The sequence below is a fragment of the Jeotgalicoccus sp. S0W5 genome, assembly GCF_011634875.1.
GTDB classification, from domain to species: Bacteria; Bacillota; Bacilli; order Staphylococcales; family Salinicoccaceae; genus Jeotgalicoccus; species Jeotgalicoccus marinus.
The window spans coordinates 300,669-326,639 of sequence record NZ_SIRQ01000003.1; the positions used below are offsets into that span (position 1 = coordinate 300,669).

The 25,971-nt window shown below is 36.3% G+C and carries 30 protein-coding genes; 26 read left to right on the top strand and 4 right to left on the bottom strand.

Translation table 11 applies throughout. From position 1 onward, the window contains the following. The first annotated feature begins 15 nt into the window (after positions 1 to 15). From dnaJ to recO, 14 genes are all read left to right on the top strand, one after another. Positions 16 to 1,131: a molecular chaperone DnaJ gene (gene dnaJ / locus EYB29_RS03810; protein WP_026866437.1), complete on the top strand. Its 1,116-nt coding sequence runs from the start codon at positions 16 to 18 to the stop codon at positions 1,129 to 1,131. Between the two features lie 3 nt (positions 1,132 to 1,134). Continuing rightward, the gene (prmA, locus tag EYB29_RS03815) at positions 1,135 to 2,070 is read left to right on the top strand and encodes a 50S ribosomal protein L11 methyltransferase (RefSeq protein ID WP_166626630.1); all 936 of its coding nucleotides are present in this window, start codon (positions 1,135 to 1,137) and stop codon (positions 2,068 to 2,070) included. Continuing rightward, positions 2,070 to 2,786 (top strand): RsmE family RNA methyltransferase, encoded by a 717-nt coding sequence (locus tag EYB29_RS03820; RefSeq protein ID WP_026866435.1) that lies wholly within the window; start codon positions 2,070 to 2,072, stop codon positions 2,784 to 2,786. The genes prmA and EYB29_RS03820 overlap by 1 nt, the downstream gene beginning before the upstream one ends. A gap of 52 nt (positions 2,787 to 2,838) precedes the next feature. Then, positions 2,839 to 3,504: a deoxyribose-phosphate aldolase gene (deoC, locus tag EYB29_RS03825; protein ID WP_166626631.1), complete on the top strand. Its 666-nt coding sequence runs from the start codon at positions 2,839 to 2,841 to the stop codon at positions 3,502 to 3,504. Positions 3,505 to 3,605: 101 nt separating this feature from the next. After that, complete coding sequence (gene rpsU / locus EYB29_RS03830) at positions 3,606 to 3,782, top strand: 30S ribosomal protein S21 (protein WP_026866433.1); 177 nt, start codon at positions 3,606 to 3,608, stop codon at positions 3,780 to 3,782. Between the two features lie 120 nt (positions 3,783 to 3,902). After that, positions 3,903 to 4,589 carry an NfeD family protein gene (locus EYB29_RS03835; protein ID WP_240921824.1) on the top strand — a complete coding sequence of 229 codons (687 nt, stop codon included), beginning with the start codon at positions 3,903 to 3,905 and terminating at the stop codon, positions 4,587 to 4,589. An 18-nt stretch (positions 4,590 to 4,607) separates the two neighbouring features. Then, positions 4,608 to 5,615, top strand: coding sequence for a flotillin-like protein FloA (gene floA, locus EYB29_RS03840; RefSeq protein ID WP_035856001.1), 1,008 nt, complete (start codon positions 4,608 to 4,610; stop codon positions 5,613 to 5,615). A 13-nt stretch (positions 5,616 to 5,628) separates the two neighbouring features. After that, entirely contained in the window at positions 5,629 to 6,270 is a 642-nt protein-coding gene (locus EYB29_RS03845) for a hypothetical protein (RefSeq protein WP_166626633.1), read from the top strand. A 113-nt stretch (positions 6,271 to 6,383) separates the two neighbouring features. Beyond that, a complete protein-coding gene (locus EYB29_RS03850) occupies positions 6,384 to 7,337 on the top strand; it encodes a PhoH family protein (RefSeq protein WP_026866429.1) in 954 nt (317 codons plus the stop codon). Continuing rightward, entirely contained in the window at positions 7,334 to 7,795 is a 462-nt protein-coding gene (gene ybeY, locus EYB29_RS03855; RefSeq protein ID WP_026866428.1) for an rRNA maturation RNase YbeY, read from the top strand. Before EYB29_RS03850 ends, ybeY begins: the two co-directional genes overlap by 4 nt. Continuing rightward, entirely contained in the window at positions 7,791 to 8,141 is a 351-nt protein-coding gene (locus EYB29_RS03860; protein ID WP_166626901.1) for a diacylglycerol kinase family protein, read from the top strand. The genes ybeY and EYB29_RS03860 overlap by 5 nt, the downstream gene beginning before the upstream one ends. A gap of 10 nt (positions 8,142 to 8,151) precedes the next feature. Beyond that, on the top strand, positions 8,152 to 8,550 hold the full coding sequence (gene cdd / locus EYB29_RS03865) for a cytidine deaminase (protein ID WP_166626634.1): 399 nt from the start codon (positions 8,152 to 8,154) through the stop codon (positions 8,548 to 8,550). After that, positions 8,550 to 9,458: a GTPase Era gene (gene era / locus EYB29_RS03870; RefSeq protein WP_166626635.1), complete on the top strand. Its 909-nt coding sequence runs from the start codon at positions 8,550 to 8,552 to the stop codon at positions 9,456 to 9,458. Before cdd ends, era begins: the two co-directional genes overlap by 1 nt. 14 nt (positions 9,459 to 9,472) lie before the next feature. Next, entirely contained in the window at positions 9,473 to 10,213 is a 741-nt protein-coding gene (recO, locus tag EYB29_RS03875) for a DNA repair protein RecO (protein ID WP_166626636.1), read from the top strand. A gap of 33 nt (positions 10,214 to 10,246) precedes the next feature. Here recO and EYB29_RS03880 read toward each other — a convergent pair whose 3' ends face one another. Then, entirely contained in the window at positions 10,247 to 10,834 is a 588-nt protein-coding gene (locus tag EYB29_RS03880; RefSeq protein WP_166626637.1) for an SCO family protein, read from the bottom strand. Positions 10,835 to 10,881: 47 nt separating this feature from the next. After that, entirely contained in the window at positions 10,882 to 12,258 is a 1,377-nt protein-coding gene (locus EYB29_RS03885) for a glycine--tRNA ligase (RefSeq protein WP_026866422.1), read from the bottom strand. A gap of 294 nt (positions 12,259 to 12,552) precedes the next feature. On the opposite strand from EYB29_RS03885, the gene ccpN reads away from it, so the two are divergent. The 7 genes from ccpN to EYB29_RS03920 all read left to right on the top strand — a co-directional run bounded on the left by ccpN (position 12,553) and on the right by EYB29_RS03920 (position 19,182). After that, the gene (gene ccpN / locus EYB29_RS03890) at positions 12,553 to 13,170 is read left to right on the top strand and encodes a transcriptional regulator CcpN (protein WP_026866421.1); all 618 of its coding nucleotides are present in this window, start codon (positions 12,553 to 12,555) and stop codon (positions 13,168 to 13,170) included. Positions 13,171 to 13,176: 6 nt separating this feature from the next. After that, a complete protein-coding gene (locus EYB29_RS03895; RefSeq protein ID WP_026866420.1) occupies positions 13,177 to 14,001 on the top strand; it encodes a pyruvate, water dikinase regulatory protein in 825 nt (274 codons plus the stop codon). A 4-nt stretch (positions 14,002 to 14,005) separates the two neighbouring features. Further along, positions 14,006 to 15,760, top strand: coding sequence for a DNA primase (dnaG, locus tag EYB29_RS03900; RefSeq protein WP_166626638.1), 1,755 nt, complete (start codon positions 14,006 to 14,008; stop codon positions 15,758 to 15,760). Positions 15,761 to 15,784: 24 nt separating this feature from the next. Continuing rightward, the gene (gene rpoD, locus EYB29_RS03905; protein ID WP_026866418.1) at positions 15,785 to 16,891 is read left to right on the top strand and encodes an RNA polymerase sigma factor RpoD; all 1,107 of its coding nucleotides are present in this window, start codon (positions 15,785 to 15,787) and stop codon (positions 16,889 to 16,891) included. A gap of 95 nt (positions 16,892 to 16,986) precedes the next feature. Continuing rightward, complete coding sequence (locus EYB29_RS03910) at positions 16,987 to 17,370, top strand: c-type cytochrome (protein WP_026866417.1); 384 nt, start codon at positions 16,987 to 16,989, stop codon at positions 17,368 to 17,370. Between the two features lie 56 nt (positions 17,371 to 17,426). Further along, positions 17,427 to 18,116: a tRNA (adenine(22)-N(1))-methyltransferase gene (locus EYB29_RS03915; RefSeq protein ID WP_166626639.1), complete on the top strand. Its 690-nt coding sequence runs from the start codon at positions 17,427 to 17,429 to the stop codon at positions 18,114 to 18,116. Next, positions 18,103 to 19,182: a Nif3-like dinuclear metal center hexameric protein gene (locus EYB29_RS03920; protein WP_166626640.1), complete on the top strand. Its 1,080-nt coding sequence runs from the start codon at positions 18,103 to 18,105 to the stop codon at positions 19,180 to 19,182. Before EYB29_RS03915 ends, EYB29_RS03920 begins: the two co-directional genes overlap by 14 nt. Before the next feature lie 48 nt (positions 19,183 to 19,230). On the opposite strand, the gene EYB29_RS03925 is transcribed toward EYB29_RS03920, so the two are convergent. Further along, positions 19,231 to 20,193, bottom strand: coding sequence for a 4-hydroxy-3-methylbut-2-enyl diphosphate reductase (locus EYB29_RS03925; protein WP_026866414.1), 963 nt, complete (start codon positions 20,191 to 20,193; stop codon positions 19,231 to 19,233). A 140-nt stretch (positions 20,194 to 20,333) separates the two neighbouring features. Between EYB29_RS03925 and EYB29_RS03930 the strand changes: the two genes are divergently transcribed. The 5 genes from EYB29_RS03930 to EYB29_RS03950 all read left to right on the top strand — a co-directional run bounded on the left by EYB29_RS03930 (position 20,334) and on the right by EYB29_RS03950 (position 24,734). Beyond that, positions 20,334 to 21,671 (top strand): DEAD/DEAH box helicase, encoded by a 1,338-nt coding sequence (locus tag EYB29_RS03930; protein WP_166626641.1) that lies wholly within the window; start codon positions 20,334 to 20,336, stop codon positions 21,669 to 21,671. Between the two features lie 12 nt (positions 21,672 to 21,683). Further along, positions 21,684 to 22,589, top strand: a complete 906-nt coding sequence (locus EYB29_RS03935; protein WP_166626642.1) for a deoxyribonuclease IV — start codon at positions 21,684 to 21,686, stop codon at positions 22,587 to 22,589. 126 nt (positions 22,590 to 22,715) lie between these two features. Next, positions 22,716 to 23,498: a metal ABC transporter ATP-binding protein gene (locus tag EYB29_RS03940; protein WP_166626643.1), complete on the top strand. Its 783-nt coding sequence runs from the start codon at positions 22,716 to 22,718 to the stop codon at positions 23,496 to 23,498. Continuing rightward, positions 23,495 to 24,340 carry a metal ABC transporter permease gene (locus EYB29_RS03945; protein WP_166626644.1) on the top strand — a complete coding sequence of 282 codons (846 nt, stop codon included), beginning with the start codon at positions 23,495 to 23,497 and terminating at the stop codon, positions 24,338 to 24,340. The genes EYB29_RS03940 and EYB29_RS03945 overlap by 4 nt, the downstream gene beginning before the upstream one ends. Continuing rightward, positions 24,321 to 24,734 carry a Fur family transcriptional regulator gene (locus EYB29_RS03950; RefSeq protein ID WP_166626645.1) on the top strand — a complete coding sequence of 138 codons (414 nt, stop codon included), beginning with the start codon at positions 24,321 to 24,323 and terminating at the stop codon, positions 24,732 to 24,734. The genes EYB29_RS03945 and EYB29_RS03950 overlap by 20 nt, the downstream gene beginning before the upstream one ends. Before the next feature lie 65 nt (positions 24,735 to 24,799). On the opposite strand, the gene ispG is transcribed toward EYB29_RS03950, so the two are convergent. Continuing rightward, positions 24,800 to 25,918, bottom strand: coding sequence for a flavodoxin-dependent (E)-4-hydroxy-3-methylbut-2-enyl-diphosphate synthase (gene ispG / locus EYB29_RS03955; protein ID WP_026866408.1), 1,119 nt, complete (start codon positions 25,916 to 25,918; stop codon positions 24,800 to 24,802). Positions 25,919 to 25,971: the final 53 nt, after the last annotated feature.

A 25,971-nucleotide genomic window follows, 5' to 3' on the forward strand; every position in this document is an offset into this window, starting at 1 on the left:
TTGGAGGGAAAAATTGTGGCTAAAAGAGACTATTATGAAATATTAGGCTTAGATAAAAATGCAAGTCAGGATGAAATTAAAAAAGCATATCGTAAGCTATCAAAGAAATATCACCCGGATATGAAAGAAGGCTCTGAAGAAAAGTTTAAAGAGGTTTCAGAAGCTTATGAAGTACTATCTGATGATAATAAACGTGCGCAGTACGACCGCTTTGGTCATGAAGGTATGAACTCACAAGGCGGCTTTGGCGGCGGTGGATTCAGTAGTGGCTTCGGCGGCTTCGAAGACATCTTTTCTTCATTCTTTGGTGGTGGTGCACGCCGTGATCCTAATGCACCACGTAAGGGTGACGACCTGCAGTATACAATGACGATTACTTTTGAAGAAGCAGTCTTTGGTGCAACGAAGACTGTGACAATCAAAAAAGATGTAACATGTGATGTGTGTCATGGTGATGGTACAAAACCTGGTACTTCTAAATCGACATGTAAAACATGTTCAGGATCAGGTCATGTGTCTGTAGAACAAAACACACCATTTGGGCGAGTTCAAACACAAAGAGAATGTCCAACTTGTGCAGGTACAGGACAAGAAATTGAACATCCATGTGATAACTGTAACGGTCATGGTACATTAAGTAAGAATGTTGATATTGAAGTGAAAATTCCTGAGGGTATTGATAACGGACAACAGATCCGCCTTTCTGGTGAAGGTGAGCCAGGTATTAATGGTGGACCACAAGGTGACTTATATATTGTCTTTAGAGTTAAACAAGATAAGAAATTCACGCGTGATGGCGATGACATTCATTACGAACTAAAAATTTCATTTGCTCAAGCAGCCTTAGGTGACGAGTTGAAAGTTCCGACAATCAATTCATCTGTGATGTTAACGATTCCTGCAGGTACACAATCAGGTAGACGCTTTAGATTAAAAGAAAAAGGTGTTAAAAATGTTCAAGGATTTGGTTATGGTGACCAATTCGTAACAGTAACTGTGGTGACACCTACAAAACTCTCTGAAGAAGAAAGAGATATTTTTAAAGAGTTAGCAAAAGTAAATGGTGAAGATATCAACGAGCAACAAGAAAACATTTTCGATAAAACAAAACGATTTTTCAAAGGTGAGTAAATGATGAAATGGCATGAGATCACAATTGGTACCAAAAAAGAAAATGAAGAGACTCTTACTATGTTTTTAAATACAATAGCCAAGGGTGTTTCTATTGAATATGCTCTAGATATACTACGTGAAGGTGTAACTGATTTTGACGATAAATTCCGTCTAGATCCAAATGTTTATCCTGAAAGTGATATAACTATTACAGTTTATTTTGATGAAACCATAGATATTAATGATAAATTAGAAGAAATAAACTCCTTTATAGCCACTGGATCATTATTCGACAAGGAAAATATTACAATCAATCATACAATCATCAATGAAGCTGACTGGGAAAATGAATGGAAAAAACACTTTCATAACTTTAAAGTAGGTAAAAACTTCTTTATCATACCATCATGGGAGTTTGATGACGTGAATATCCAAAGTGAGGATAAGGTCATTAAAATTGATCCAGGTATGGCTTTTGGTACCGGTGACCATGCAACAACTAGCCTGTGTTTAACTTTGATGGAAGATGTAGTACAAAAAGGCGATGATGTTATTGACGTTGGTACAGGTTCTGGGATTTTATCCATTGGGGCACATCTTTTAGGCGCTAAAAATATTAAGGCAACTGACATTGATGATCTGTCCTTACAAGTTTCAAAAGAGAACTTTGAGCTGAATCAATGCAGTGATGCAATCAAAGTAGAAAGTGCAGACTTATTGACTACTGAAGATGGCAAATATGATGTTGTGGTAGCAAATATCTTAGCGCATATTATCGATGTGATGATCGATGATGCTTATAATACCTTAAAAGAGAATGGTAGTTTTATTGCTTCTGGTATTATTACAGAAAAGAGAGATAGTATTGTTCAGCATATGGAGCGAGTTGGCTTTAATATTGAAGATGTCTTAGAACAAGATGGCTGGGTGGCAATACTTGCGAAAAAGGTGAAATAATGCAACGTTATTTTATTGAAATAGAAGTTTCAATAGGTGGAGTTTATGAGATGGACCCTACACATCATCATCATATTAGAAATGTCATGCGTTCTAATGTAGATGATACTTTCACTGTTGTAGATTGTACGAACACCGCTTATTTTGTTCAGTTGATCTCAATCGAACCGCTTGAATATAAAGTGTTGGAACAATTGACGAGTGATGTGGAATTACCTGTTCAAATCACTGTGTTTAGTCCACTTTTAAAAGGTGATAAGATGGATACTGTCTTACAGAAATCTACTGAGTTAGGTGCCTCTGATTTCGTATTATACAAGGCGGATAGAAGTGTCGTTAAGCTAGATCAAAAGAAGGAAAAGAGCCGCTTAGAACGGTTTGAAAAAATTGTAAGAGAGGCTGCAGAACAGAGTAAGAGAACTGTTATTCCCCAAGTGTCTTTTGATGGTCGCTTAAAGACAATCGATTTTTCTTCTTATGATTTGGTACTTTTCGCTTATGAGGATTACAATATTTCTGGTATACCAATTACTTCTGTCTTAGAGCATTCAAATGCCAAAAATATTGCATTCATCTTCGGGCCAGAGGGTGGTTTTACATCTAAAGAGGTCGAATTATTTAAGAATGATTCAAATGTCAGCTTAGGGCATAGAATATTGAGAGCTGAAACTGCACCATTGTATGCATTATCTGTAATTGGTAACTATTTCGAATAAAGAAAATGTGCTATTATTATTATGCTCGAAATTAATTATTAGGAGTGTCCTTATGAACATTGCAAAGTATATTGATCACACTTTACTAAGTCCAGCTTCGACTAAGGAAGAAATCTTAAAATTATCCAAGGAAGCTGACGAGTATGGCTTCTTTAGTGTATGCATCCAGCCATCATGGGTGAGTACAGCAAGTGAAGCATTAAAAGACAGTGAAGTAAAAGTTTGTACTGTCATCGGTTTCCCGCATGGTGCGACAAGTTCAGAAACAAAAGCTTTTGAGACGCGAAATGCGATTGAAAATGGTACAGATGAAGTCGACATGGTCATCAACATTGGTCAACTTAAAGATGGAAATGAAGATTACGTGAGAACAGACATTAAAAGTGTAGTTGATGCTGCGGATAATGATGCTTTAGTTAAAGTTATTATTGAATCTGCCTTATTGACTGAAGATGAAATCGTGACTGCATCTAAATTAAGTAAAGAAGCAGGTGCGGACTTTGTTAAGACTTCTACAGGATTTAATGGCAGTGGCGCAAGCGTTGAAGCAGTTACATTGATGCGCTTAACTGTCGGTGAAGAGATGGGTGTTAAAGCAAGTGGTGGTGTACGCTCACTTGAAGATGCCCAGAAAATGATTGAAGTTGGTGCAACAAGAATCGGTGCATCTAGTGGGATAGCGATTGTTAATGGTGCAGTTTCGGATAATGATTATTAATTAAATATTGACTGAAACAATCACAATATATTATAATACTAAAGTACATAGTATCTACTATGTGAATTAGCCTTTTGCATTATCGGAGGGAGGGAAAACACATGTCAAAAACTGTTGTTAAACAGAACGAACCACTAGAAGATGCTTTACGACGTTTTAAGCGTACAGTTTCTAAAAGCGGTACTCTACAAGAAGCACGTAAAAGAGAGCATTACGAAAAACCTAGTGTAAGACGTAAGAAAAAATCTGAAGCTGCGCGTAAGCGTAAGTTCAAGTAATATCACTCTTCCCTCTGATAAGTGATATATAAAACAGCGTACAAAAATGTACGCTGTTTTTTTGTTTTATTATCGCAATTCCATAATTGTCATGTATAATCGAAAGTAGGAGGGATGTGCATGGTTAATGTGTATTTATCTAACATTTATAATATATTGAACAACTATGTAGATATTATTACATCACCACCCATCGCATTTCTATTATTAGCATTGTTCTTCCTCGGTGTAATCTACCAACTCTTTTCTGAAAGAATTAATATTATTGGTGTCTTAAGTATCATTTCAATATTTGTATTCTTTACAGGTCACTTTCTTACAGGTAGTGGAAATTATACTGCTTTAATTCTTATTTTGCTGAGTGCATTTTTAATTCTTGTAGAATTTTTTGTGATCGGCATGATTCTAGGAATATTTGGTGTAATTTTATTTGCTGCGAGTATTTTGGTTGTAAGCGAAGATCCCGGTTTATATGCCGTTTTCTTAGCTGTAATACTTATATTAGCAGTAGTAGAGTGGGTGATATTTGTGAAACATAAGAAAAGAAGAATACCTTTTTTAAGTAAGCTCATTTTAGATGATGCAACTGATAAGGAGTCAGGTTATACATCGTTTGATGATCGCTCTCACCTAGTTGGTGAAGAGGCGGTTACTCATACCGTTCTAAGACCTTCTGGAACAATTAGACACGGTGATGAACGGATTGATGCAGTAGCTGAAGGCGCCTATATCGCGAGTGGAGTAAAGGTGAAAATTATTTATGTAGAAGGTACTAGAGTTGTCGTTAGACCGTTAGAAGAACAGTAAAACAAAGGAGAGAAACATATGGCATTAGGATTTATTACTGGTGGGACAATAATAACACTATTGATTATTGTTGTTATTTTTATCGCCCTAGCAATTATTTTATCGTTTGTACCAATTGGTTTATGGATTTCTGCAATTGCTGCAGGGGTTAAAGTTGGTATTTTCACTTTAGTTGGTATGCGTCTAAGACGTGTTAAACCAAAACGTGTAATTGAACCAATGATTAAAGCACACAAAGCCGGAATTCAATTAAAAACGAACCAGCTTGAGTCACACTTCTTAGCAGGTGGTAATGTAGACAGAGTTGTAGATGCGCTTATTGCTGCCCAACGTGCGGACATCAATTTAACTTTCGAACGTTGTGCTGCAATCGACCTTGCAGGACGTGACGTACTTGAAGCTGTACAAATGAGTGTAAACCCTAAAGTTATTGAAACACCATTCATTGCAGGTGTTGCAGTTGATGGTATCGAGGTTAAAGCTAAAGCTAGAATTACAGTTAGAGCAAACATCGAACGTCTAGTCGGTGGTGCTGGTGAAGAAACAATCATTGCCCGCGTTGGTGAGGGTGTCATTTCTACAATTGGTTCTTCAACTAAACACGCTGAAGTACTAGAAAACCCAGAAAAAATCTCACAAACTGTACTATCGAAAGGCCTCGATGCAGGTACTGCCTTTGAAATTCTTTCGATTGATATTGCAGATGTTGATATCGGTAAGAACATTGGGGCAGATCTACAAACGGAACAAGCTGTTGCAGATAAGAATATTGCACAAGCGAAAGCCGAAGAACGTCGTGCAATGGCCGTTGCCCAAGAGCAAGAAATGAAAGCACGCGTTCAAGAGATGAGAGCGAAAGTAGTAGAAGCAGAATCACGTGTACCACTTGCCTTTGCTCAAGCATTAGAAGATGGCAATATCAGTGCTTCAGATTACTACAATCTTAAAAATGTAGAAGCTGATACAAGTATGAGAGACTCTATTAATAAGATGACGAACCCTACACGCTACAACGACGAAGAATAGGGTGTGATGAGTAATGGAATTAATTCCAATCGTTATAATTGTACTCGGTATTATTTCTTCAATGATCAGTAGTCAATCAAACAAAAAGAATGAAGAAAAACGTAATATCGATCCTTCTAAATTAGATCGTAAGTCAAAAACTGCACCAAGAAGACGTCAAGATCAACAAAACCAAACAACTGAGAATAAAGGATTTTTTGAAAACTTACAAGAAAATTTTGAGAAGGAAATGAAGAATTTTGAGAAAGAAATAGAGGGACAACCTCAAACAGAACCTAGAAAAAGAGCTGAAAATCAGTCTAGAACACAAACGGCAGAAAGACAAGCTAGAGAAACAATTCAACGCTCTAACAATCGTCAAAATACTTCACAAAATGTATCTGATTATGAAAAACGTAAGACAGACCGTTCTAGACATTCAAACAGAGCAAATCAAGCTAAAGAGAAAGTGCTCACTGAGGCTTATGATGAGCGTATAACAATGGATGAAGGTCTTACAAAAGATATGATTGAGGAACGACAAAATAATAGACAAAATAAAGATAGAATCAAGGAAACAAATATTACAAGTGGTGATATCAGTTTTGATTCTAAATCTGTTGTGAATGGTATTATTATGTCGGAAATTCTCGGTAAACCAAAATCTAAGCAGTAATTAAGAACATGCAGGTAACCACCTGCATGTTTTTTTACGACTTCTTAATTGCAGTAGTACTTTTATAGTGGTAAATTTAAATAGAATAACACTACTTAAAAAGGGGTTTGTAAATGCCTAATATTATTAATATTGATAGCCTAGATGAAGCTCAAGCTTTAATAGGCGCAAATGATTCACACATCACTTATCTTGAAGAAGAGTTTGACGTAAAAATTCACACGCTTGGTAATGAAATTACTGTGAGCGGAGAAGATGAAGAAAAAGTCGAACTTGTTGAAGATGTGTTGCTTCATTTATTAAAAATAATTCAGCGGGGAATGAGTATTTCTCTTAGAGATGTTCAATCTGCTGCAATGATGGCTAAAAATAAAACCATTGAATATTTACAAGATCTCTATAATGAAGAAATAGCTAAAGACTCTAAAGGTAAGAGTATAAAAGCAAAAACAACAGGTCAGAGAGTATATGTCGATAATATTAAAAAACACGATTTAACTTTTGGAATTGGCCCGGCTGGTACCGGAAAAACTTTTTTAGCTGTGGTAATCGCTTGTCAGATGCTCAGAGAAAACCAAGTTAAACGTATTGTTCTTACAAGACCTGCAGTTGAAGCTGGGGAGAACCTCGGATTCTTACCAGGAGATTTAAAGGAAAAGGTAGATCCATATTTAAGACCATTGTATGATGGTTTACATGCCGTATTAGGTGCTGAAACAACAGACCGTCTAATTGAGCGAGGCATTATTGAAGTGGCACCTTTAGCGTACATGCGTGGACGTACTTTGAATGACGCCTTTGTCATACTTGATGAAGCACAAAATACAACTGAGATGCAGATGAAGATGTTTTTAACACGTCTCGGATTTGGTTCAAAAATGATTGTCACTGGTGATGAAACTCAAATTGACTTACCTGGTTCTACAAAGAGTGGTTTAGTTGAGTCTGTTAAGCGATTGGAGAATATTAAAGGTATTGCAATTAATCGAATGGACGAGAGTGATGTTGTCAGACATCCACTTGTTTCTAAGATTATAGTTGCCTACGAAAAGGATGCGAACTTATGATTAATGTAGATTTCATCGATGAAGGTAGTTTTGTTACAACTGAAGAACAAAACGATATTAGTGACCTCTTATCATTTGCGTATAAACATTTAAAAGAAGAAGGGCCTGCAGAAGTGTCGGTATCTTTCGTATCTAATGAAGAGATTAAAGATATTAATCGTGACTACCGTGACAAGGACAGTATTACAGATGTGATTTCCTTTGCACTTGAAGAAGATGAACTCAACTTAATTCATGAAGATGCACCACGTACATTGGGTGATATTATTATTTCTACAGACCGTGCTAAAGAACAAGCAGAAGATTACGGTCATTCCTACCGTAGAGAGTTGTTATTTTTAAGCTTACACGGATTTCTACATTTGCTTGGCTACGATCACATGGAGAGCGATGAGGAAAAAGAAATGAATGGAAAACAAGAAGAAATATTAACTGCCTTTGGAGTGACAAGAGATTAATCCTAGTCGATTTAAGTATCCTCTCCAGGGATTGTACCGATTACTAAAAAAAGATCATAATTTTTTAGTTCATTTAATCATTGCAGCACTAGTGATCGGCTTTGGATTCTGTTTTAATATATCTAAGGTCGAATGGTTATTTGTCACTTCAGCAATCTTTATGGTTTTAATAGTTGAAGTATTGAATACGGCTATTGAATACGCTGTAGATTTATCGACAGATTCTTATAATTTATTTGCAAAATACGCTAAAGACGTTGCAGCTTTTGCTGTAGTGCTTGCATGTATTTATGCTGTAGTGATTGGTTTTACTGTGTTTATACCTTATATAATTCAGATATTTTAGGAGGAAACGAATGGAATTCAAATCTGAGTGGTTAGAAGAAGCTTTAAAGGCGAAAGATAATGCCTATACACCTTATTCAAACTTTAACGTCGGTGCGTTACTAATTACAGATGAAGATGAGTATATTTACGGTGCTAATATTGAAAATGCTGCTTACCCAGCAACAATTTGTGCGGAAAGAACGGCCCTAGTTAGTGCCTATGCAAATAATAAAAGAAAATTTAAGGCGATTGTTGTCGTTACAGATGCTAAAGAACCTGCTAGCCCATGTGGTACTTGTAGACAGGTTATGAAAGAGTTATGCCATGATGACATGCCAGTATTTTTAGTCAGCCCAAGTGGGGAAGTGATCGAGCGCACAGTAGATGATTTACTACCACTCGGTTTTAGTGGAAAGGATATGGAGTAATGGATTTTGGAGGGTTTAAATCCGGTTTCGTCAGCATTATAGGTCGACCAAATGTCGGCAAGTCTACCTTTATGAATAAGGTACTCGGTCAAAAAGTTGCAATTATGTCTGATAAACCACAGACAACAAGAAACAAGGTGCAGGGAGTCTATACAAAGGATGATTGTCAGATCGTTTTTATTGATACGCCTGGTATCCATAAACCTAAGCATCAGCTCGGTGAACACATGATGAAGGTTGCTAGAAACACTTTACGTGAGACAGAGGTCATCTTGTTTATCATAAATGCTGCAGAAGAAATTGGTCGCGGTGATGAATACATTATTGATATGTTAAAACATACAAAGACGCCGATTATTCTTGTCTTAAATAAGATTGATCTTGTCCACCCAGATGAGCTATTAAAGCAAATTGAAGTGTACAAAGATAAATTAGAGTTTAGTGATATCGTCCCAATATCAGCCTTACAGGGTAACAACATTGACCGTCTACTCAGTGTAATCGAAACCCATTTACCAGAAGGGCCAATGTACTATCCAAAAGATAGAATTACAGACCACCCTGAGTTCTTTATTGTTAGTGAATTGATTAGAGAAAAGACCTTGCATCGCCTCAGTCAAGAATTGCCTCATGCAATTGGTGTTGAAGTATTGAAGATGAAAGGGCAAGATGATGGTGGCAAAGTCCACGTCGAGGCAACCATCTTTGTAGAACGCGATTCACAAAAAGGCATGGTTATCGGTAAGGGTGGTAAGATGCTTAAGGAAATCGGACAAGAGGCGCGTCGTGACATAGAAAACTTATTGGGTAGTAAGGTGTACCTTGAGCTATGGGTTAAGGTCCAGAAAGATTGGAGAAATAAACCACAATTTATTCGCTCACTCGGCTATAAGGATGAAGAATATTAAAAATAGGTGAGTAAATGATTTATCAGCAAACAGGCATGATGATCAGGCAGACAAATTACAGTGAGACTAGCCGTATCATAACAATATTAACAGAGAGTGGGGAACAAGTTCCCTTGATGGCTAGAGGCTTTAACAAACCGAAAAGCCCTTTTACTGTATTGAGACAAGGTTTCTTAGAAGCGCTGTTTACATATAATCGTTTCAAAGGTATGGGTACTTTAAATGATGTTGATGTGACCGAGCGTTATACAAATTTAAATAGTAACTTTGAGCTATATACACATGGTTCTTATATATTAGAAGTTATCAGTCGAGCACTGGATGAGGACTATGCTGAAAGTGCCTACTACAATCTTTTAAGGAAAGCCTATGACCTTCTAGATGATAATAATGAACGCTATTCAGTTACAAGTTTAGTACTTATTAAAATGTTACCTGCCTACGGTGGCGAACTTAATGTTGATTCTTGTGCGATTTGCGGCGAGTCTAATTATCAAAACTATAGTCACTATTCATTTAAATACCACAGTGTAATCTGCAATCGTTGTTTAAGTGAAGAAAGTCTAGAACGGGCAGTTGCAATATCGAATAAGGTGCTATATTTTTCACTATATTTAAAGCACGTTAAAATTAGAGATGTAAAAAGTATTCATATCTCAGAAGACATAGGTAAGCAATTACTACGATTTATAGAGATGCTTTATGATGAATATAGTGGTGTATATTTTAAAAGTAAAAAATTAATAGACAAATAACGTCCTTAGCTAATGCTAGGGACGTTTATATGTTTAATTTAGCTTTTTTAAATCCTTAATTATTTCATCAGAATTGAATTCTTGTTCTCCAACGTCTACACCGGAATAATCTTTTATTAGCACGCCATCTTCGTCTACAAGATATAAGGCTGTACTATGTAAAACCTGGTTGCCACCGTCTTGTGGTGCTTTGATGACAGATTTAAAATTGTTAAGTGCATAGTCTCTAATATATTCAAAGTCATAGCCAGTGAGCAATTGCCATTCGATACTTTCATCTTTGTCGTACCAACTGATATATTCACTGAGTATTTCTGGACTGTCGTATTCTGGATCTACAGAAAAGCTGACCAGCCCTACATCGGTAAGATTATTATCTTTAAGTTCTAGTGTTAATTCGGCTAGATTGGCAGTCATTGGAGGACAAACAGTCACACAGTTTGTAAAGATCTGATTGACGAGCCATACCTTGTTTTCCATGTTATCACGTGTAAAACTTTGCCCATCTTGATTGATTGCTTCAAAATCTTTTAAGGTGTTACCATAATATGAATTGGGTTCTATGTCGTTTGAACACGATGAGAGGATTATAACAAGAAATAATAATAAGTATCGTTTCAACGGGTGACGCCCCCTTATATGTAAAAGGCACCCTAAGGTGCCTTTGATTAATATTTGATTCTTGATGATAAGAAGTCATGGACATCGTCGATTGCAATACGTGTTTGTTCCATCGTATCACGATCTCTGATGGTCACTTTCTTATCTTCTAATGAATCAAAGTCAAATGTAATACAGTACGGTGTACCAATTTCATCTTGACGACGGTAACGTTTACCGATTGATTGAGATTCATCGAACTCTATGTTGAAGTCGCCCGCAAGTTTAGAATAAACTTCCATAGCTTCAGAGCTTAATTTCTTAGATAGTGGTAAAACAGCTGCTTTAAACGGTGCAAGTGTCGGGTGGAAGCGTAATACTGTACGTTTCTCATCACCTTCAAGCGTTTCTTCGTCGTAAGCATCACATAGGAATGCTAAAGTCATACGGTCTAAACCAAGTGATGGCTCGATACAGTATGGCACATACTTTTCGTTCGTTTCAGGATCATGATAATTGAAGTCCTCATTAGAGTGCTCCATATGCTTACGAAGGTCGAAGTCTGTACGACTTGCAATACCCCAAAGCTCACCCCAGCCAAATGGGAATTTATATTCGATGTCAGTCGTTGCGTTAGAGTAGTGTGATAATTCATCTTCATCATGGTCTCTAAGACGAGTGTTTTCTTCTTTAAGATTTAAGTCTTTTAACCAGTTAACAGCGAAATCTTTCCAGTAGTTTTGCCACTCAATTTCAGTCCCTGGCTTACAGAAGAATTCAAGTTCCATCTGATCAAATTCACGTGTTCTAAAAGTGAAGTTACCAGGGGTAATCTCATTACGGAATGATTTACCAACTTGTCCGATACCAAATGGTAATTTTTTACGCATTGTTCTTTGAACATTTTTGTAGTTTACAAAGATACCTTGTGCAGTTTCTGGACGGAGGAATAATTCGTTTGTTGAACCTTCTGTTACACCTTGGAAGGTTTTAAACATCAAGTTGAACTGACGAATTTCAGTATAATCGTTGGCACCACAAGTCGGGCAAACGATATTCTTTTCTTCGATTATTTCTTTCATTCTATCGAAAGATAAACCATCAGCAACAAAAGTGTCATCTTCTTTTTGCATGACATCTTCGATCAATTTGTCTGCACGGTGACGCGATTTACAGTTTTTACAGTCTATCATTGGGTCATTAAAGTTTCCTAAGTGACCTGATGCTTCCCAAGTTTTAGGATTCATTAAGATGGCAGCGTCAATACCAACATTGTATGGTGATTCCTGAATGAATTTTTTCCACCATGCGTTTTTAACATTGTTTTTAAGGGCGATTCCAAGTGGACCATAGTCCCAAGTATTTGCAAGACCACCGTAGATTTCACTACCGGGGAAAACAAAGCCTCTCGTTTTTGCTAAGTTTACAATCGTATCCATATTCATGATAAATGCAACTCCTTTTATTTTTAACTTTGATATAGAAAAATCCCTGGACAGCAATAATATATGCTATCCAGGGACGAGCGTAGCCCGCGGTTCCACCCAATTTAGTAAGAAAACTCGCTTTTATATATAAAGTTATTTTATAAGTTATTTCAATGCCAAATTTGTTGTTAAGCTTACACCATCCTTAACTCGCTTAATGCTATTATATAATCGGCTAGTTTGGAATGCAAGTGCGATCATATTTCTTTATCTCGATAAATATTATATAATATTTATGTTGGGAGTGAGAACGTGGAACTGAATGAGCGACAAGAAAAAATACTAAACATTGTAAAGCAACATGGTCCCATTACAGGAAGTAATATCGCTGCACAATTGTCTTTAACAAGAGCGACATTGAGACCGGACTTGGCAATTTTAACGATGTCAGGATTTTTAGATGCTAGGCCGAGAGTCGGTTATTACTATACAGGGAAAGAAACTAATGATGTCATTTCTCTCAAGGTAAATAATTTACTCGTTAAAGATGTGCAAAGCTTACCAATAGTTATTACAACTGAAACAACAATCTATGATGCAATCGTTAAAATGTTTTTAGAGGATGTTGGTACATTGTATGTTATTGACGAAGTAAAAACGTTGCAAGGTGTTGTTTCAAGAAAAGACTTACTCAAAGGCACGATGAGCTTTAGTGATATTGAAAACACTTCGGTTAGTACAATTATGATGAGAAAGCCTAATATAACTGTATGTTACGCTGATGATTCACTTTTGTACGCAGCAAAACAGCTTATTGACCGTCAAATTGACTCTCTACCAGTCGTTAAAGACGTAGATGATAATTTAGAAGTCATCGGTCGAATCACTAAAACTAATATTACAAAAGTATTCGTAAACTTAATGGAGTGATTATATATGACAAACTTAAAAGTAATCGTTGCATCAGACTCTGTAGGAGAAACAGGTGAACTAGTCACAAAAGCTTGTCTCTCACAATTCGATCTTGATGCTCCAGATAATATTATAATTCGTTACCCTTATGTAGACTCTACTGAAGATATTGATGATGTCATTGATTTAGCTAAAAGTAAAGATGCTTTAGTTGTATACACTATAATCACCCCTTCATTAAGAGAGTACATAGATGCTGAAATGGTTCAAGAAGAAATTTCTTATATTGATGTTATGGGCCCATTAATACGTGAAATCTCTAATGCAACTGGCCAAGTACCATTAAATGAACCGGGAAGAGTCCACCGCTTAGACGAAGATTACTTTAAAAAAATTGAAGCAATTGAATTTGCAGTTAAATATGATGATGGCAAGGATACGAGCGGCTTAGATAAGGCAGATATCATATTAATTGGTGTATCTCGTACATCGAAAACCCCATTATCTCAATTTTTAGCCTTAAAAAAATATAAGGTTATGAATGTTCCACTAGTTCCAGAAGTTAAACCCCCTCAAGAATTATTTGAGGTCAATCCTAAAAAGTGTGTGGCCCTTAGAATTAATCCAGAAACATTAAATAGAATCAGAAAAGAAAGACTATCACAGCTTGGCCTAAAAGATACTGCGATGTACGCGAATGGCTCAAGAATAGATGAGGAACTATCTTATTTTGATGAAATAATTGGAAAAATAGGCTGTCCAGTAATTGATGTATCTGATAAGGCCATTGAAGAAACTGCGAATGCTATCATGAGATATGTAGATAGCGAAAGTAATATCAGAGGGTGATTATTTGAAAATACCCGAGGAAACAATTGAAAACATAAGAACACAGACCGACATAATAGACTTAGTTTCAAGCTATATAAAACTTGAGAGACGCGGGCGTAACTATGTTGGTCTGTGCCCGTTTCATGACGAGAAAACACCATCCTTTTCAGTAAGTCCGGACAAACAGATTGCACATTGTTTCGGCTGTAAAAAGGGTGGTAATGTTTTTCAATTCCTAATGGAAATTGAAAATATTAGTTTTACAGAAGCGGCAAAAAAACTCGGTGAACCATTAGACATTAAGATTGAAACTGGTGAAGTTGAAGTTGATCAAGGTGATATGTCACAGATCAAGATGCATGAATATATGACTGACTTATACCATCATCTGTTAATGAATACGAATGAAGGAAATCAACCTCTACAATATTTACTTGATAGAGGATTTACAACGGACCTGATTCGACAAGAAAAAATAGGCTTTGCTCCTGCGATGTCTTACTTTGCAAAAAATGCATTGCTAGAGCAAGGATATAATGAAGAATCGGCCTACCAAGCAGGGCTACTGTCTAGAAATGAAGAAAATTTTTCTTACTATGATCGATTTGTCGGACGGATTATGATTCCGATTAAGAATCATCAAGGTAATCACATTGGTTTTACAGCTCGGAGCATAGATGGTAGTGAACCGAAGTATTTAAACACACCAGAAACAGATATATTTAAAAAAAGAGAACTATTCTTCAACTTGTCTGATGCAAGGAAACACATTAGAAAAATGGATAATGTCATTCTTATGGAAGGGCATATGGACGTGCTAAAGGTTAAGATGACTAATGTTCAACATATTGTTGGGACCATGGGAACAGAGTTGAGTCGAGAGAATTTGACCTTATTAAAACGATTGTCATCAAACACTACGATTATGTTTGATGGTGATAAGGCCGGGCAAAATGCAACATTAAAGGTCGGCGACGCACTCTTACATGAAGGCCTGAATGTGTACGTTCAAAAACTGCCTGAGGGAATGGACCCTGATGAATATATAGAAAAATACGGTACTGAGAGTTTTGAGAATTTTATCGAAAAACGGATGCAGCACTATCTTCAATTTAAGGCGGAAAAATTTAAATCGGATGCTGGAGCCAACGACATGAAAATCAATCAGAACCTAAGTGTAGTGATTGAGGATTTAAAATTTGTAAGAGATTCACTAACTAGAGAACGGTTGGTTACTGTAATATCATCTATCTTCGATATTGACAAAGATGCGCTTAAAAACAGAATGCCATCAACAATGGTTACACAGGAAGCTACCTATACTGAACCTGAAGTCAATAGAAGGACTTTAAGTCTCAGGCAGAAAAAAGAAAGATATCTAACACGCATCATGATGTCTCACCCAGAATACTTGAAGACATACAGTGAAAAGCTCGATGAAAATATCTTAACTTATCAACCATATTATGATATAGTTAGAGGACTTTGTGTTTATTTTGAAACACATGAAGTGTTTGATATTTCTTTAGCCCTTAACTATCTAGACGGCGCACTGACAGACACACTGATTGACTTAGATAATATGAGGATTCATCAGGATGTGTCAGAGAGTGAAATAAATGATTACTTAGAAGACTTAAGTGGTATAAGAAATAATGAAAACGAAATTGAGCTTTTATCTCGTCAATTGGAATTAGCAGAGCGTGACAATGATGTAGAACTACAACTTAAGCTCACTCAGGAAATAATAGAACTGAATAGAATTCATAAGATGTAGTTTTTTATAACTAGGAGGCACAATATGGCGAACAAAAAAGCAGCTATTGCTGATACAAAAGATATTGATTTTACTAGCATTGAGCAGGTTAAAACTTATCTGTTAGATAAGGGTAAGAAAGAAGGTCAACTTTCTCACGAAGAAGTAGCCGATAAGCTTGCCAACTTTGAACTTGATTCCGATGCCATGGATGAATTTTTCGATGATTTAAATGAAAATGACATTCAAATGGTCAATGAAAAAGATGCATCTGATAAAGATGAGAAACTTAATCTTCATGATATGAGTGCACCTCCAGGTGTTAAAATTAATGACCCAGTTAGAATGTATTTAAAAGAGATTGGGCGTGTTGATCTCTTATCAGCTTCAGAAGAAGTTGAACTTGCCAAAAAAATTGAGGAAGGCGACGAAGTTGCACGTGCACGTCTAGCTGAAGCGAATTTACGTCTTGTTGTTAGTATTGCTAAACGTTATGTCGGTCGTGGCATGTTATTTTTAGACCTAATTCAAGAAGGGAATATGGGTCTAATTAAGGCTGTTGAGAAATTCGACTTTACTAAAGGTTTCAAATTCTCCACTTATGCAACTTGGTGGATTCGCCAAGCGATTACTAGAGCAATTGCAGACCAAGCTAGAACAATTCGTATTCCAGTTCACATGGTTGAAACGATTAACAAATTAATCCGTATTCAACGTCAATTATTACAAGATTTAGGTCGTGAACCAACACCTGAAGAAATCGGTGAAGAGATGGATTTACCAGCTGATAAGGTTCGAGAAATTCTAAAAATTGCCCAAGAGCCTGTATCACTGGAAACACCAATTGGTGAAGAAGATGACAGCCACCTTGGTGACTTTATAGAAGACCAAGAGGCACAAAGTCCTTCCGATCATGCTGCTTATGAATTATTAAAAGAGCAGCTTGAAGATGTTCTAGAAACATTGACGGACCGTGAAGAAAATGTACTTCGTCTACGATTTGGTTTAGATGATGGACGTACGAGAACACTTGAAGAAGTTGGTAAGGTATTTGGAGTTACAAGAGAGCGAATTCGTCAAATAGAAGCGAAGGCTTTAAGAAAACTCAGACATCCTTCAAGAAGTAAAAAATTAAAAGATTTTATGGACTAATATGTGTAATTTTTTCTCAAAATTGTTTTGACTTTGTCACAAATTGAGATACAATTGAATATGAGATTAAATCCATGTATTGAGGGGGTAACAAATTGAATAAAAATCCTATAATTCCATTTTTACTGATTATCTTCTTAGGAGTTGGACTTGTTTTCCTACTTTCAGGTGTAGGGGCGACTGATGACGGTGAAGAAGATGTAGCATCCGAAGAAGGTGCTTCAGAAGAATCAGGTGGCGGCGAAGAGGCATCAAGCGGTGACGTAGATGCTGAGGGTATCGCTCGCGATAACTGTGCATCATGTCACGGTCAAGACTTCTCTGGTGGTATGGGGCCTGCTTTAGCTGGTACTAGCCTAGATGAAGAAACTTTCACAACGACAGTTCGTGATGGTAGAGGTTCAATGCCTGCATTCTCAGCTGATCAAATTGCAGATGAAGAACTTACTGCTTTATATCAATTCTTCTCTGAACAATAATTATTTTTAAAAGACTCTCAAGTTTTGAGAGTCTTTTTCTGTATAGGAGCGAATTTATGTTAAATGAACGATTGAGATTAGTATCAGATTATATTATTGGTAATACATTGGTTGATATTGGTTCAGACCATGCATATCTTCCGATTTATGCGATTGAAAATGGTTTATGTCAATCTGCAATTTGTGGAGAAGTTGTAGAGGGCCCCTTTGATTCATCAGTAAAAAATGTGAAAGAAAAAAACATGGATGATAAGATTGAAGTCCGCTTTGGTGATGGTTTAAAAATTTTAAATGAATCGGATCAAGTCGATACTATTACAATATGTGGTATGGGTGGACCACTGATTGCATCTATTATTGAGACTGGCTTTAAAAACGTATCTGGGAAACCAAGAATTATCGCTCAGGCAAATACTTACCCTTACAAGGTAAGACAAGTTATGTCTAGACTTAACTACCAAGTAAGTGATGAACGACAATATAAAGATGGTCCACATTTTTACGATATTATTGTTTTTGATTATTGTCCTGATAAGCCGTCATATAGTGAGAGAGAACTGAGATTTGGTCCTTTAAACTTAGTGAGAAGAACAGATTTGTTTATCGATGATTTAAAACGTGAAAAACAACATATTGAAAAAATTCTTCTTGGTATTAAAGAAACAGAACAAAATAAAGGTAAAATTACTGAGCTAAAAAAAGAGTTACAAGTTTTAAATGAGGTGATTGATCATGACCACAGTTAAAGATTTATTTAAAGTTCTTGATACAATAGCCCCCTTTAATGATAGTGAAACTTGGGACAATACAGGTTTACTTGTCGGAGATATGAATAACGAGGTGACGGGTGTTTTGACAACACTCGATTGTCACACATCCACTGTCGATGAAGCAATAGACTTAGGTGCTAATGTTATTGTTGCTCACCACCCACTCATCTTTTCAAAATTATCATCTGTAACTGAATCTGGCATTGGGAAGATTATTAGAAATTTAATTAAACATGATATTAACCTAATAGCCATGCATACGAATCTTGATCATCAGACAAATGGTGTAAGTCACATGATTGCATGTAAACTTGGCTTTGAAGACACGGAAGTGTTACTGCCACTAGCTGGAAATTTTAAAAAGCTTAGAATTAATATTACACGTGAAGAAAAAGAGAAGTTCAAGGAAAATATGCTTAAAAATGCACCTGTTGGTAAGATGGGCGAATATTCTGAAGTGAGTTTTGAATATGAGGTCCAAGGCCAATTTAAACCGAGTCAAAATGCCAATCCAACGATAGGTAAGAGTGGTGAGCTAGAACATGTAGAAGAATTTGTCCTAGAGTGTATATTCGATGCTAAAGATACTGAAGCAGTCGTTTCTGCAATTTATAAGTACCATCCATTTGAAACTCCAGCTTTTGATATTATTTCTATTGATATGAATAAGAACGAAGGACTTGGTGTGAGTTTTCAATTTGGGGAATCTCTTGATGATTTAGTAAACAGACTAGAAGCCGTAATGGATAGAAAGATTGTTAACCTAGTTAAAGCAAATGATAATCCAATAAACAAGGTCGCAATCATCGGTGGATCCGGTATGTCCTATGTAAATGATGTATTTAAAAAAGACGTTGATGTTTTAATTACAGGTGACGTTAAATATCATGAAGCATATGATGCAAAACTAGCCGGATGGAATATTATAGATGCTGGACACTATTTAGAAATAGTGATGGTTGATGGTTTACAATCATTGATAGAAAAGTATAGTGATGTCACAGTCTATGCATCAAGCGTGAATACTAATCCATTTGAATAACAAAGTAAAAGCGCTTGGGATCATTGTCCCAAGCGCTTTCGTATTTCACTATTCCATAATTTTAACTGGAGTAGGATTTTTAATTTTCGGCAAGATTTTTCTCATCGGTACAACAGATTCAGGTGTCTTTTGCTCTTCGATGTTATAGTTCTTAATGTAATCAATAACTTCTTTAACAATCGGTGTCGGAGTCGAAGCACCGGCAGTAATTGCAACTTTCTCTACGCCTTCTAACCAAGAATTGTCCAATTCATTTAAGGAACTAATGCGGTATGCATTAGTATGTGCAATTTCCTTAGACACTTGTGCGAGACGGTTTGAGTTATTACTCTTAGGGTCACCGACTACAATAAGTAAGTCAGCTTCTCCTGCTTGTTCAGCAACTGCTTCTTGTCTTACTTGTGTTGCAAGACAAATTTCTTTATGCACTTCGATGTGTGGGTAACGTGTTTTAAGGTCGTCCATTAAGTGGCTGACGTCCCACTGACTCATTGTTGTTTGGTTAGTAACAATGAGTTTTTTATCAGAAAGGAAATCTGGTAAATTCCCTACATCTTCAGGTGTTTCAATTAGGTGTACTTGACCGGGCGCAACACCGACAGCACCTTCAGGTTCTGGGTGATTTCTCTTACCAATATAAATCACATGATAATCATCTTTTGTTTTTTCTCTAATTAAATCATGTGTGAATTCTACGTCTGGACATGTCGCATCTATGCATACTAGACCTTTTTCTTTGGCTCTCTCTTTAACTTGTGGTGATACCCCATGTGCAGTAAATATTACTGTACCGTGGTCAATTTGTTCTAGAATTTCTAAACGGTTTGGGCCATCTAATGTAATGATACCTTCTTCTTCAAAAGCATCCGTTACATGTTTATTGTGTACGATCATACCGAGAATATATATAGGACGCGGTAGAGTTTTGTCTAAGGATGCGTTTCTTGCAATGACCATTGCGTCAACGACACCATAACAATACCCACGCGGTGAAATTTTAATAATATCCATAAATGAAACTCCTCCTTAATAAAGATTATACTTGATTTTGATTCACTTTCAAATCATCAAGTCAACTATTGTAATTCTATAGCGTAATTAGTGAATTTTAGTTATAATTATGTAGAGTTTGAAAGGAACAGGTGGCAAATATGTCCAAAGCATTTAAAAGATTTGAATTTGATGACACAGTGCTAAATGCAATAGAGAAAATCGGTTTTACCCATCCAACTTTAGTACAAGAACGTGTAATTCCTAAAGTAATGAAAGGTCAAAGCGTTGTTGCACAGTCTGCGACAGGTAGCGGTAAAAGTCACGCTTTCCTCTTACCCTTGATTCAAGGTATTGACCATGAAAAGAAATCTACACAAACAATTATTTTAGCACCAACTAGAGAATTAGCCAAACAATTAGAGAACATGGCTAAAAAAGTTATAGCACATCTTGAAGGTGTGACTGTCCGAGCCTTCATCGGTGGTACAGATTTAAAACGCGATGAAGATAGAGCGAATCAGCAACCACAAATCGTTATCGGTACACCGAGACGAGTGAGGGATTTAATCGACAATCAAGCTTTAGATATTCATAATGCAAATAATATTGTCATTGATGAAGCAGACTTGATGGTGGACTTAGGGTTCATGGATGATGTGGATTACATTTCTAATCGCATCTCTAACCAGAGTCAATTTTTAGTCTTCTCTGCGACCATTCCAGAACCGTTAAAACACTTCTTAGAGAAGTATATTGGCGAGACTGAAATCATCGTCATTGACACACCTAAAAATAAAGCGTCTATTCACTACAGCTTAGTTCCGGTTAAGGGTAGTTCAAAGTTAGAAAAGACATTAGAACTGACACGTACCATTACGCCTTATATCGGTTTAATTTTTGCTAACTCACGTGAGCGTGCAGATGAATTGTATGCCTACTTAAAAGAAGAGGGTATCAATGTAGGGATTTTCCACGGTGGTTTAAAACCACGTGAAAGAAGCCAGGAAATTAAAAATATTGAAGGTTTGAAATATCACTGGGTCGTTGCAAGTGATTTAGCAGCACGTGGCCTAGATTTCGACGGTGCTTCACATGTGATTAACTACGATATTCCTAAACAAATTGAGTTCTTTACACACCGTTCAGGGCGTGTAGGGCGTGGTACTTACACTGGTGTCGCGATTACCTTGTATGAACCATCTGAAGAAAACTTAATCAATGAATTGGAAAGTAAAGGTTACATCTTTAATCATGAAGACCTACGTGGTGGGGAACTTAAAGAAATCAAGGACCGTACAACTAGAAAGTCTAGAACCAACCGTTCTAAAACGAATAAGACACAGAACTATAAAGTACGTAGTCCTAAAAAAGTAAAACCAGGTTATAAGAAAAAAATTAAGTACCAAAAAGAAGAGTTAGAACGTCAAGAAAGACGTCGTTACGCCAAGGCTAAATCAAGAAATGAAAAGAAACGTAAACAAAGAGAAAATAAGTAGGGGTGGATAACTATGTTACTCGGATCACACGTATCAATGAGTGGTAAAAAGATGCTTGAAGAATCTGTAGAAACAGCAGCATCTTATGGCGCGAATACTTTCATGATCTACACTGGTGCACCACAAAATACGAGACGTAAAAAAATCGAAGATTTAAACATCGAAAAAGGGCATCAAAAGATGACAGAACTTGGTATTAGTGACTTTGTCGTTCATGCACCATATATTATTAACATCGCTAATATAGAAAAAGAGAATGTGTTTAATCTAGGTGTGGATTTTCTCCAAGAAGAGATAGTAAGAACTGAAGCACTGGGAGCTAGTCAGATTGTCCTACATCCAGGATCACACGTCGGTGCAGGTAGTAAAGCCGGAATTAAGAAAATTATTGAAGGACTTAATGAAGTCTTAACAAATAAGAATAATGTACAAATTGCCTTAGAAACCATGGCAGGAAAAGGTACCGAAATCGGACGCTCATTTGAAGAACTGGCACAGATTATTGACGGTGTCACAAACAATGAAAGACTGAGTGTTACTTTTGACACTTGCCACGTTCACGATGCAGGTTATGATATTAAGAATGACTTCGATGGTGTTTTAAATGAATTTGATAAGATCATTGGTATCGACCGTATTAAGGTCTTACACATGAATGACTCTAAAAATGATGTTGGCGCTCACAAAGATAGACATGAGAACTTTGGATTTGGATATCTAGGTTTTGATGCCTTATCTTACATTATTAATCATCCTGAGTTTAAAGATATTCCTAAAATCTTAGAAACGCCTTTTGTTGGTCCAGATAAGTCAAATCGCTTAGCACCATATAAACATGAGATTGAGATGATTAGAAGTGGAGAATTTGATCCAAATCTTCTCACTAAAATCAATCCAGCGGTTGCAGAGTTAGAGTAAAACAATTAAGAAACTAAAACTGTACTTAGTCAATTTATGACCAAGTACAGTTTTTTCGTAATCATTCCTATTTACAAATCGTAACCATTCCATTATAATAACCAAGGTAGATAAAGGAGTGTAGATATGGTAACACCAGTATTTGAACTTAAAAATGTCAGTTTTCAATATAAAGATAAATTGGAAGCGACACCTGCTTTAAAGCACATTTCCTTTGCCATTAACAAAGGTGAATTTCTAGCTATAGTCGGACCAAACGGCTCAGGTAAATCTACCTTATTAAAATTGATTCTTGGGGTGTATAAATTACAAGAAGGTGAAATTTTAATTAATGGCAATCAGAGGAAGTCATTCAATGCCTGGCAAGAGATCGGTTATGTATCTCAAAAAGCAGCAGCGAATGCTAAGGGATTTCCAGCGACGGTTAAGGAAGTTGTCTTAAGTGGTTTAACTAAAGAACGTGGATTATTTAAAAGATTTTCTAAAAAAGATTATGAACGGTTAGATGAAGTGTTGGAGTTACTGGATATTAAGAACTTAAAAAATCAAAATGTATCTAACTTATCTGGTGGTCAAACACAGCGTGTATTTATTGCAAGGGCACTAGTCAATAAGCCTTCGGTTCTAATTATGGATGAACCTACTGAAGGTATTGATAGTCAACATGTAAAAGATTTTTATAATGTCTTACTTAAATTAAAACGTGAGAATGTGACGATTTTACTTGTTACTCATGATATAGGAGTTGTAGTAGATAATGCAGACCGAGTGGCATGTTTGAATGAGCACTTACATTTTCATGGTACTAACGAAGAGTTTAAAAACCTAGGTGAAGCAGAGCTATCTAAAATTTACGGTTTTCCACTTCAGTTGGTTTCACATAATCACCAAAGGGAGTGCTGTAATTGATAGAAGCAATTTTAAATTATGATTTTATGAGATATTCCTTTGTTAGTGGGCTCATAGTTGGATTAATTGCACCACTATTAGGTACTTTCATTGTTGTAAGACGATTATCATTGATTGCCGATGCCCTAAGTCACGTTGCTTTAGGTGGTATTGCATTCGGGGTGTATATTTCATCGATTTTTAATATCATCATCAATCCAGTGATTTCAGGCGTTATATTCTCTGTCATTGGCGCTCTAGGAATAGAAAAGCTAAGGGGTTTATATAAACATTATTCAGAAATTGCCATTCCGATTATTATGAGCCTTGGTATTGCTCTAAGTGTCTTATTTTTATCTTTAGCAAATGGCTTTAATCAAGATTTATTTGGCTACTTGTTTGGTAGCATTAGTGCAGTAAGCTTTAATGACTTAATACTGATAAGTATTATTGGTGTTATTGTTTTAGCTTTTGTCTTCTTACTTTATAAGGAGATGTTCTTTATTTCCTTTGATGAAGAGTACGCCGGAGTGATGAAACTAAGTAAATATATTCATATTATATTTATTGTACTCGTCGCACTTGTCATCAGTGCTTCGATGAGGATTGTTGGTATCTTACTTGTAAGTGCCATGATGACTTTACCAGTTGCAAGTGCCATGAGAATAACTTCAAGTTTCAAGCAGTTGATGATAGTCAGTATTATCTTTGGCGAGATTTCAGTAATTGCAGGTTTATTTTTAGGTTATCATTTAGATATTTCACCAGGAGGCACAATAGTACTTGTATCTATTTTAATCCTGCTAATTACCTTATTATTAAACCGTGTAGGAGTTGTTAAAAATGCACAAAGAACTCAATGATTATAAAGCGATGTTACAAGAGGCAAATTTTAAAGTTACAAAGAAACGACTTAGAATGATTGAAATTTTTATGGAGGATGAGCGGTATTTATCCGCTAAAGAAATTCAGGAAAGCATGAATGAAGAATATCCAGGTATTAGTTACGATACAATCTATCGTAACCTTCATACCTTAAATGATATTAATGTACTCGAACAAACAACATTTTCAGGCGAGATGCAGTACAAAATTTCTTGTACAGATCATCATCACCATCACTTTATATGTGAAAAATGTGGTGAAACTAAAGTAATTAACTATTGTCCTGTTGGTGAGTGGCAAAAAGAATTAGGTAGTCTGACTATAAACAGTCATAAAGTTGAATTGTATGGCCTATGCGAGAAATGTGCCTAGTTTTGAGTATTCATAGAATATGGTATATAAAAAGGTGGAGATCAATATCGATCTCCACCTTTTCTTTATGAGTTACTCTTTAATTCTTCTTTTTCTAAACGCTTTTTCTCATGGTATTCTTCAGCTAAGATGTCAATCTCTTTCTTCAGTTCATCTACCATTGTTTCTTCAGGAACTTTTCTAACTGTTTTACCATGCATGAACAGTAGTCCCTCACCACGTGCACCTGCGATTCCGATATCAGCTTCACGTGCTTCACCTGGACCATTTACAGCACATCCAAGTACAGCAACTTTAAGTGGTGCTTTTACTGTAGAGATGTACTCTTCCATTTCATTGGCAATTGAAATTAAGTCAATTTCAATACGTCCACATGTAGGACATGCAATAAGTGTTGCAGCATTTGATGCAAGACCAAATGTTTTCAGCAGTTCCTTACAAACTTTTACTTCTTCAACAGGATCTGCAGATAATGAAATACGCATTGTATTTCCGATACCTTTAGAAATAATTGTACCTAAACCTGCGGCACTCTTGACTGTACCAGCAAACAATGTACCACTTTCAGTGATACCAATGTGTAATGGGTAGTCAAATGCTTTAGATGCTTTCTCATATGCTTCAATTGCTAAGTTAACATCAGAAGCTTTCATTGAAACGATAATATCATGGAAGTCTAATTCTTCTAGAATTTGAATGTGATGTAAGGCACTTTCAACCATACCCTCAGCAGTAGGGTAGCCATATTTTTTAATGATGTGTCTTTCTAAACTTCCGGCATTGACACCAATACGAATTGGAATACCTTTTGCCTTACATGCTTTAACAACTTCTTCAACTTTTTCTCTACGTCCAATATTACCAGGATTAATACGGATTTTATCCGCACCGCCCTCAACGGCAAGTAAAGCTAACTTGTAGTCAAAATGTATATCGACAACTAGCGGTATGTTGATTTGCTTTTTAATTTCAGCAATCGCTAATGCATCTTCTTCTTTCGGACATGCGACACGAACAATCTGACAACCTGCTTCCTCAAGTTCTTTAATCTGTGCAACTGTTGCTTCAACGTCGTGTGTTTTTGTCGTTGTCATACTTTGAATAATAATCTCATCGGCACCGCCGATTGTAAGATCGCCAACTCTAACTTTTCTAGTTTTTGTACGATGTGTAATTTCAGACATATACAAGCCCCTAATCTATTTTACTCATTTTATAATTTCATTATAATAAAAAA

Coding starts and splice junctions, on each gene's coding strand:
- EYB29_RS03920 (WP_166626640.1), top strand. CDS start 18,103: ATGACCACAGTTAAAGATTTATTTAAAGTTCTTGATACAATAGCCCCC.
- EYB29_RS03820 (WP_026866435.1), top strand. CDS start 2,070: ATGCAACGTTATTTTATTGAAATAGAAGTTTCAATAGGTGGAGTTTAT.
- cdd (WP_166626634.1), top strand. CDS start 8,152: ATGGAATTCAAATCTGAGTGGTTAGAAGAAGCTTTAAAGGCGAAAGAT.
- EYB29_RS03940 (WP_166626643.1), top strand. CDS start 22,716: ATGGTAACACCAGTATTTGAACTTAAAAATGTCAGTTTTCAATATAAA.
- EYB29_RS03935 (WP_166626642.1), top strand. CDS start 21,684: ATGTTACTCGGATCACACGTATCAATGAGTGGTAAAAAGATGCTTGAA.
- floA (WP_035856001.1), top strand. CDS start 4,608: ATGGCATTAGGATTTATTACTGGTGGGACAATAATAACACTATTGATT.
- recO (WP_166626636.1), top strand. CDS start 9,473: ATGATTTATCAGCAAACAGGCATGATGATCAGGCAGACAAATTACAGT.
- EYB29_RS03895 (WP_026866420.1), top strand. CDS start 13,177: ATGACAAACTTAAAAGTAATCGTTGCATCAGACTCTGTAGGAGAAACA.
- prmA (WP_166626630.1), top strand. CDS start 1,135: ATGAAATGGCATGAGATCACAATTGGTACCAAAAAAGAAAATGAAGAG.
- EYB29_RS03850 (WP_026866429.1), top strand. CDS start 6,384: ATGCCTAATATTATTAATATTGATAGCCTAGATGAAGCTCAAGCTTTA.
- EYB29_RS03925 (WP_026866414.1), bottom strand. CDS start 20,193: ATGGATATTATTAAAATTTCACCGCGTGGGTATTGTTATGGTGTCGTT.
- ispG (WP_026866408.1), bottom strand. CDS start 25,918: ATGTCTGAAATTACACATCGTACAAAAACTAGAAAAGTTAGAGTTGGC.
- deoC (WP_166626631.1), top strand. CDS start 2,839: ATGAACATTGCAAAGTATATTGATCACACTTTACTAAGTCCAGCTTCG.
- EYB29_RS03885 (WP_026866422.1), bottom strand. CDS start 12,258: ATGAATATGGATACGATTGTAAACTTAGCAAAAACGAGAGGCTTTGTT.
- EYB29_RS03915 (WP_166626639.1), top strand. CDS start 17,427: ATGTTAAATGAACGATTGAGATTAGTATCAGATTATATTATTGGTAAT.
- era (WP_166626635.1), top strand. CDS start 8,550: ATGGATTTTGGAGGGTTTAAATCCGGTTTCGTCAGCATTATAGGTCGA.
- EYB29_RS03835 (WP_240921824.1), top strand. CDS start 3,903: ATGGTTAATGTGTATTTATCTAACATTTATAATATATTGAACAACTAT.
- EYB29_RS03950 (WP_166626645.1), top strand. CDS start 24,321: ATGCACAAAGAACTCAATGATTATAAAGCGATGTTACAAGAGGCAAAT.
- EYB29_RS03845 (WP_166626633.1), top strand. CDS start 5,629: ATGGAATTAATTCCAATCGTTATAATTGTACTCGGTATTATTTCTTCA.
- rpsU (WP_026866433.1), top strand. CDS start 3,606: ATGTCAAAAACTGTTGTTAAACAGAACGAACCACTAGAAGATGCTTTA.
- EYB29_RS03930 (WP_166626641.1), top strand. CDS start 20,334: ATGTCCAAAGCATTTAAAAGATTTGAATTTGATGACACAGTGCTAAAT.
- ybeY (WP_026866428.1), top strand. CDS start 7,334: ATGATTAATGTAGATTTCATCGATGAAGGTAGTTTTGTTACAACTGAA.
- rpoD (WP_026866418.1), top strand. CDS start 15,785: ATGGCGAACAAAAAAGCAGCTATTGCTGATACAAAAGATATTGATTTT.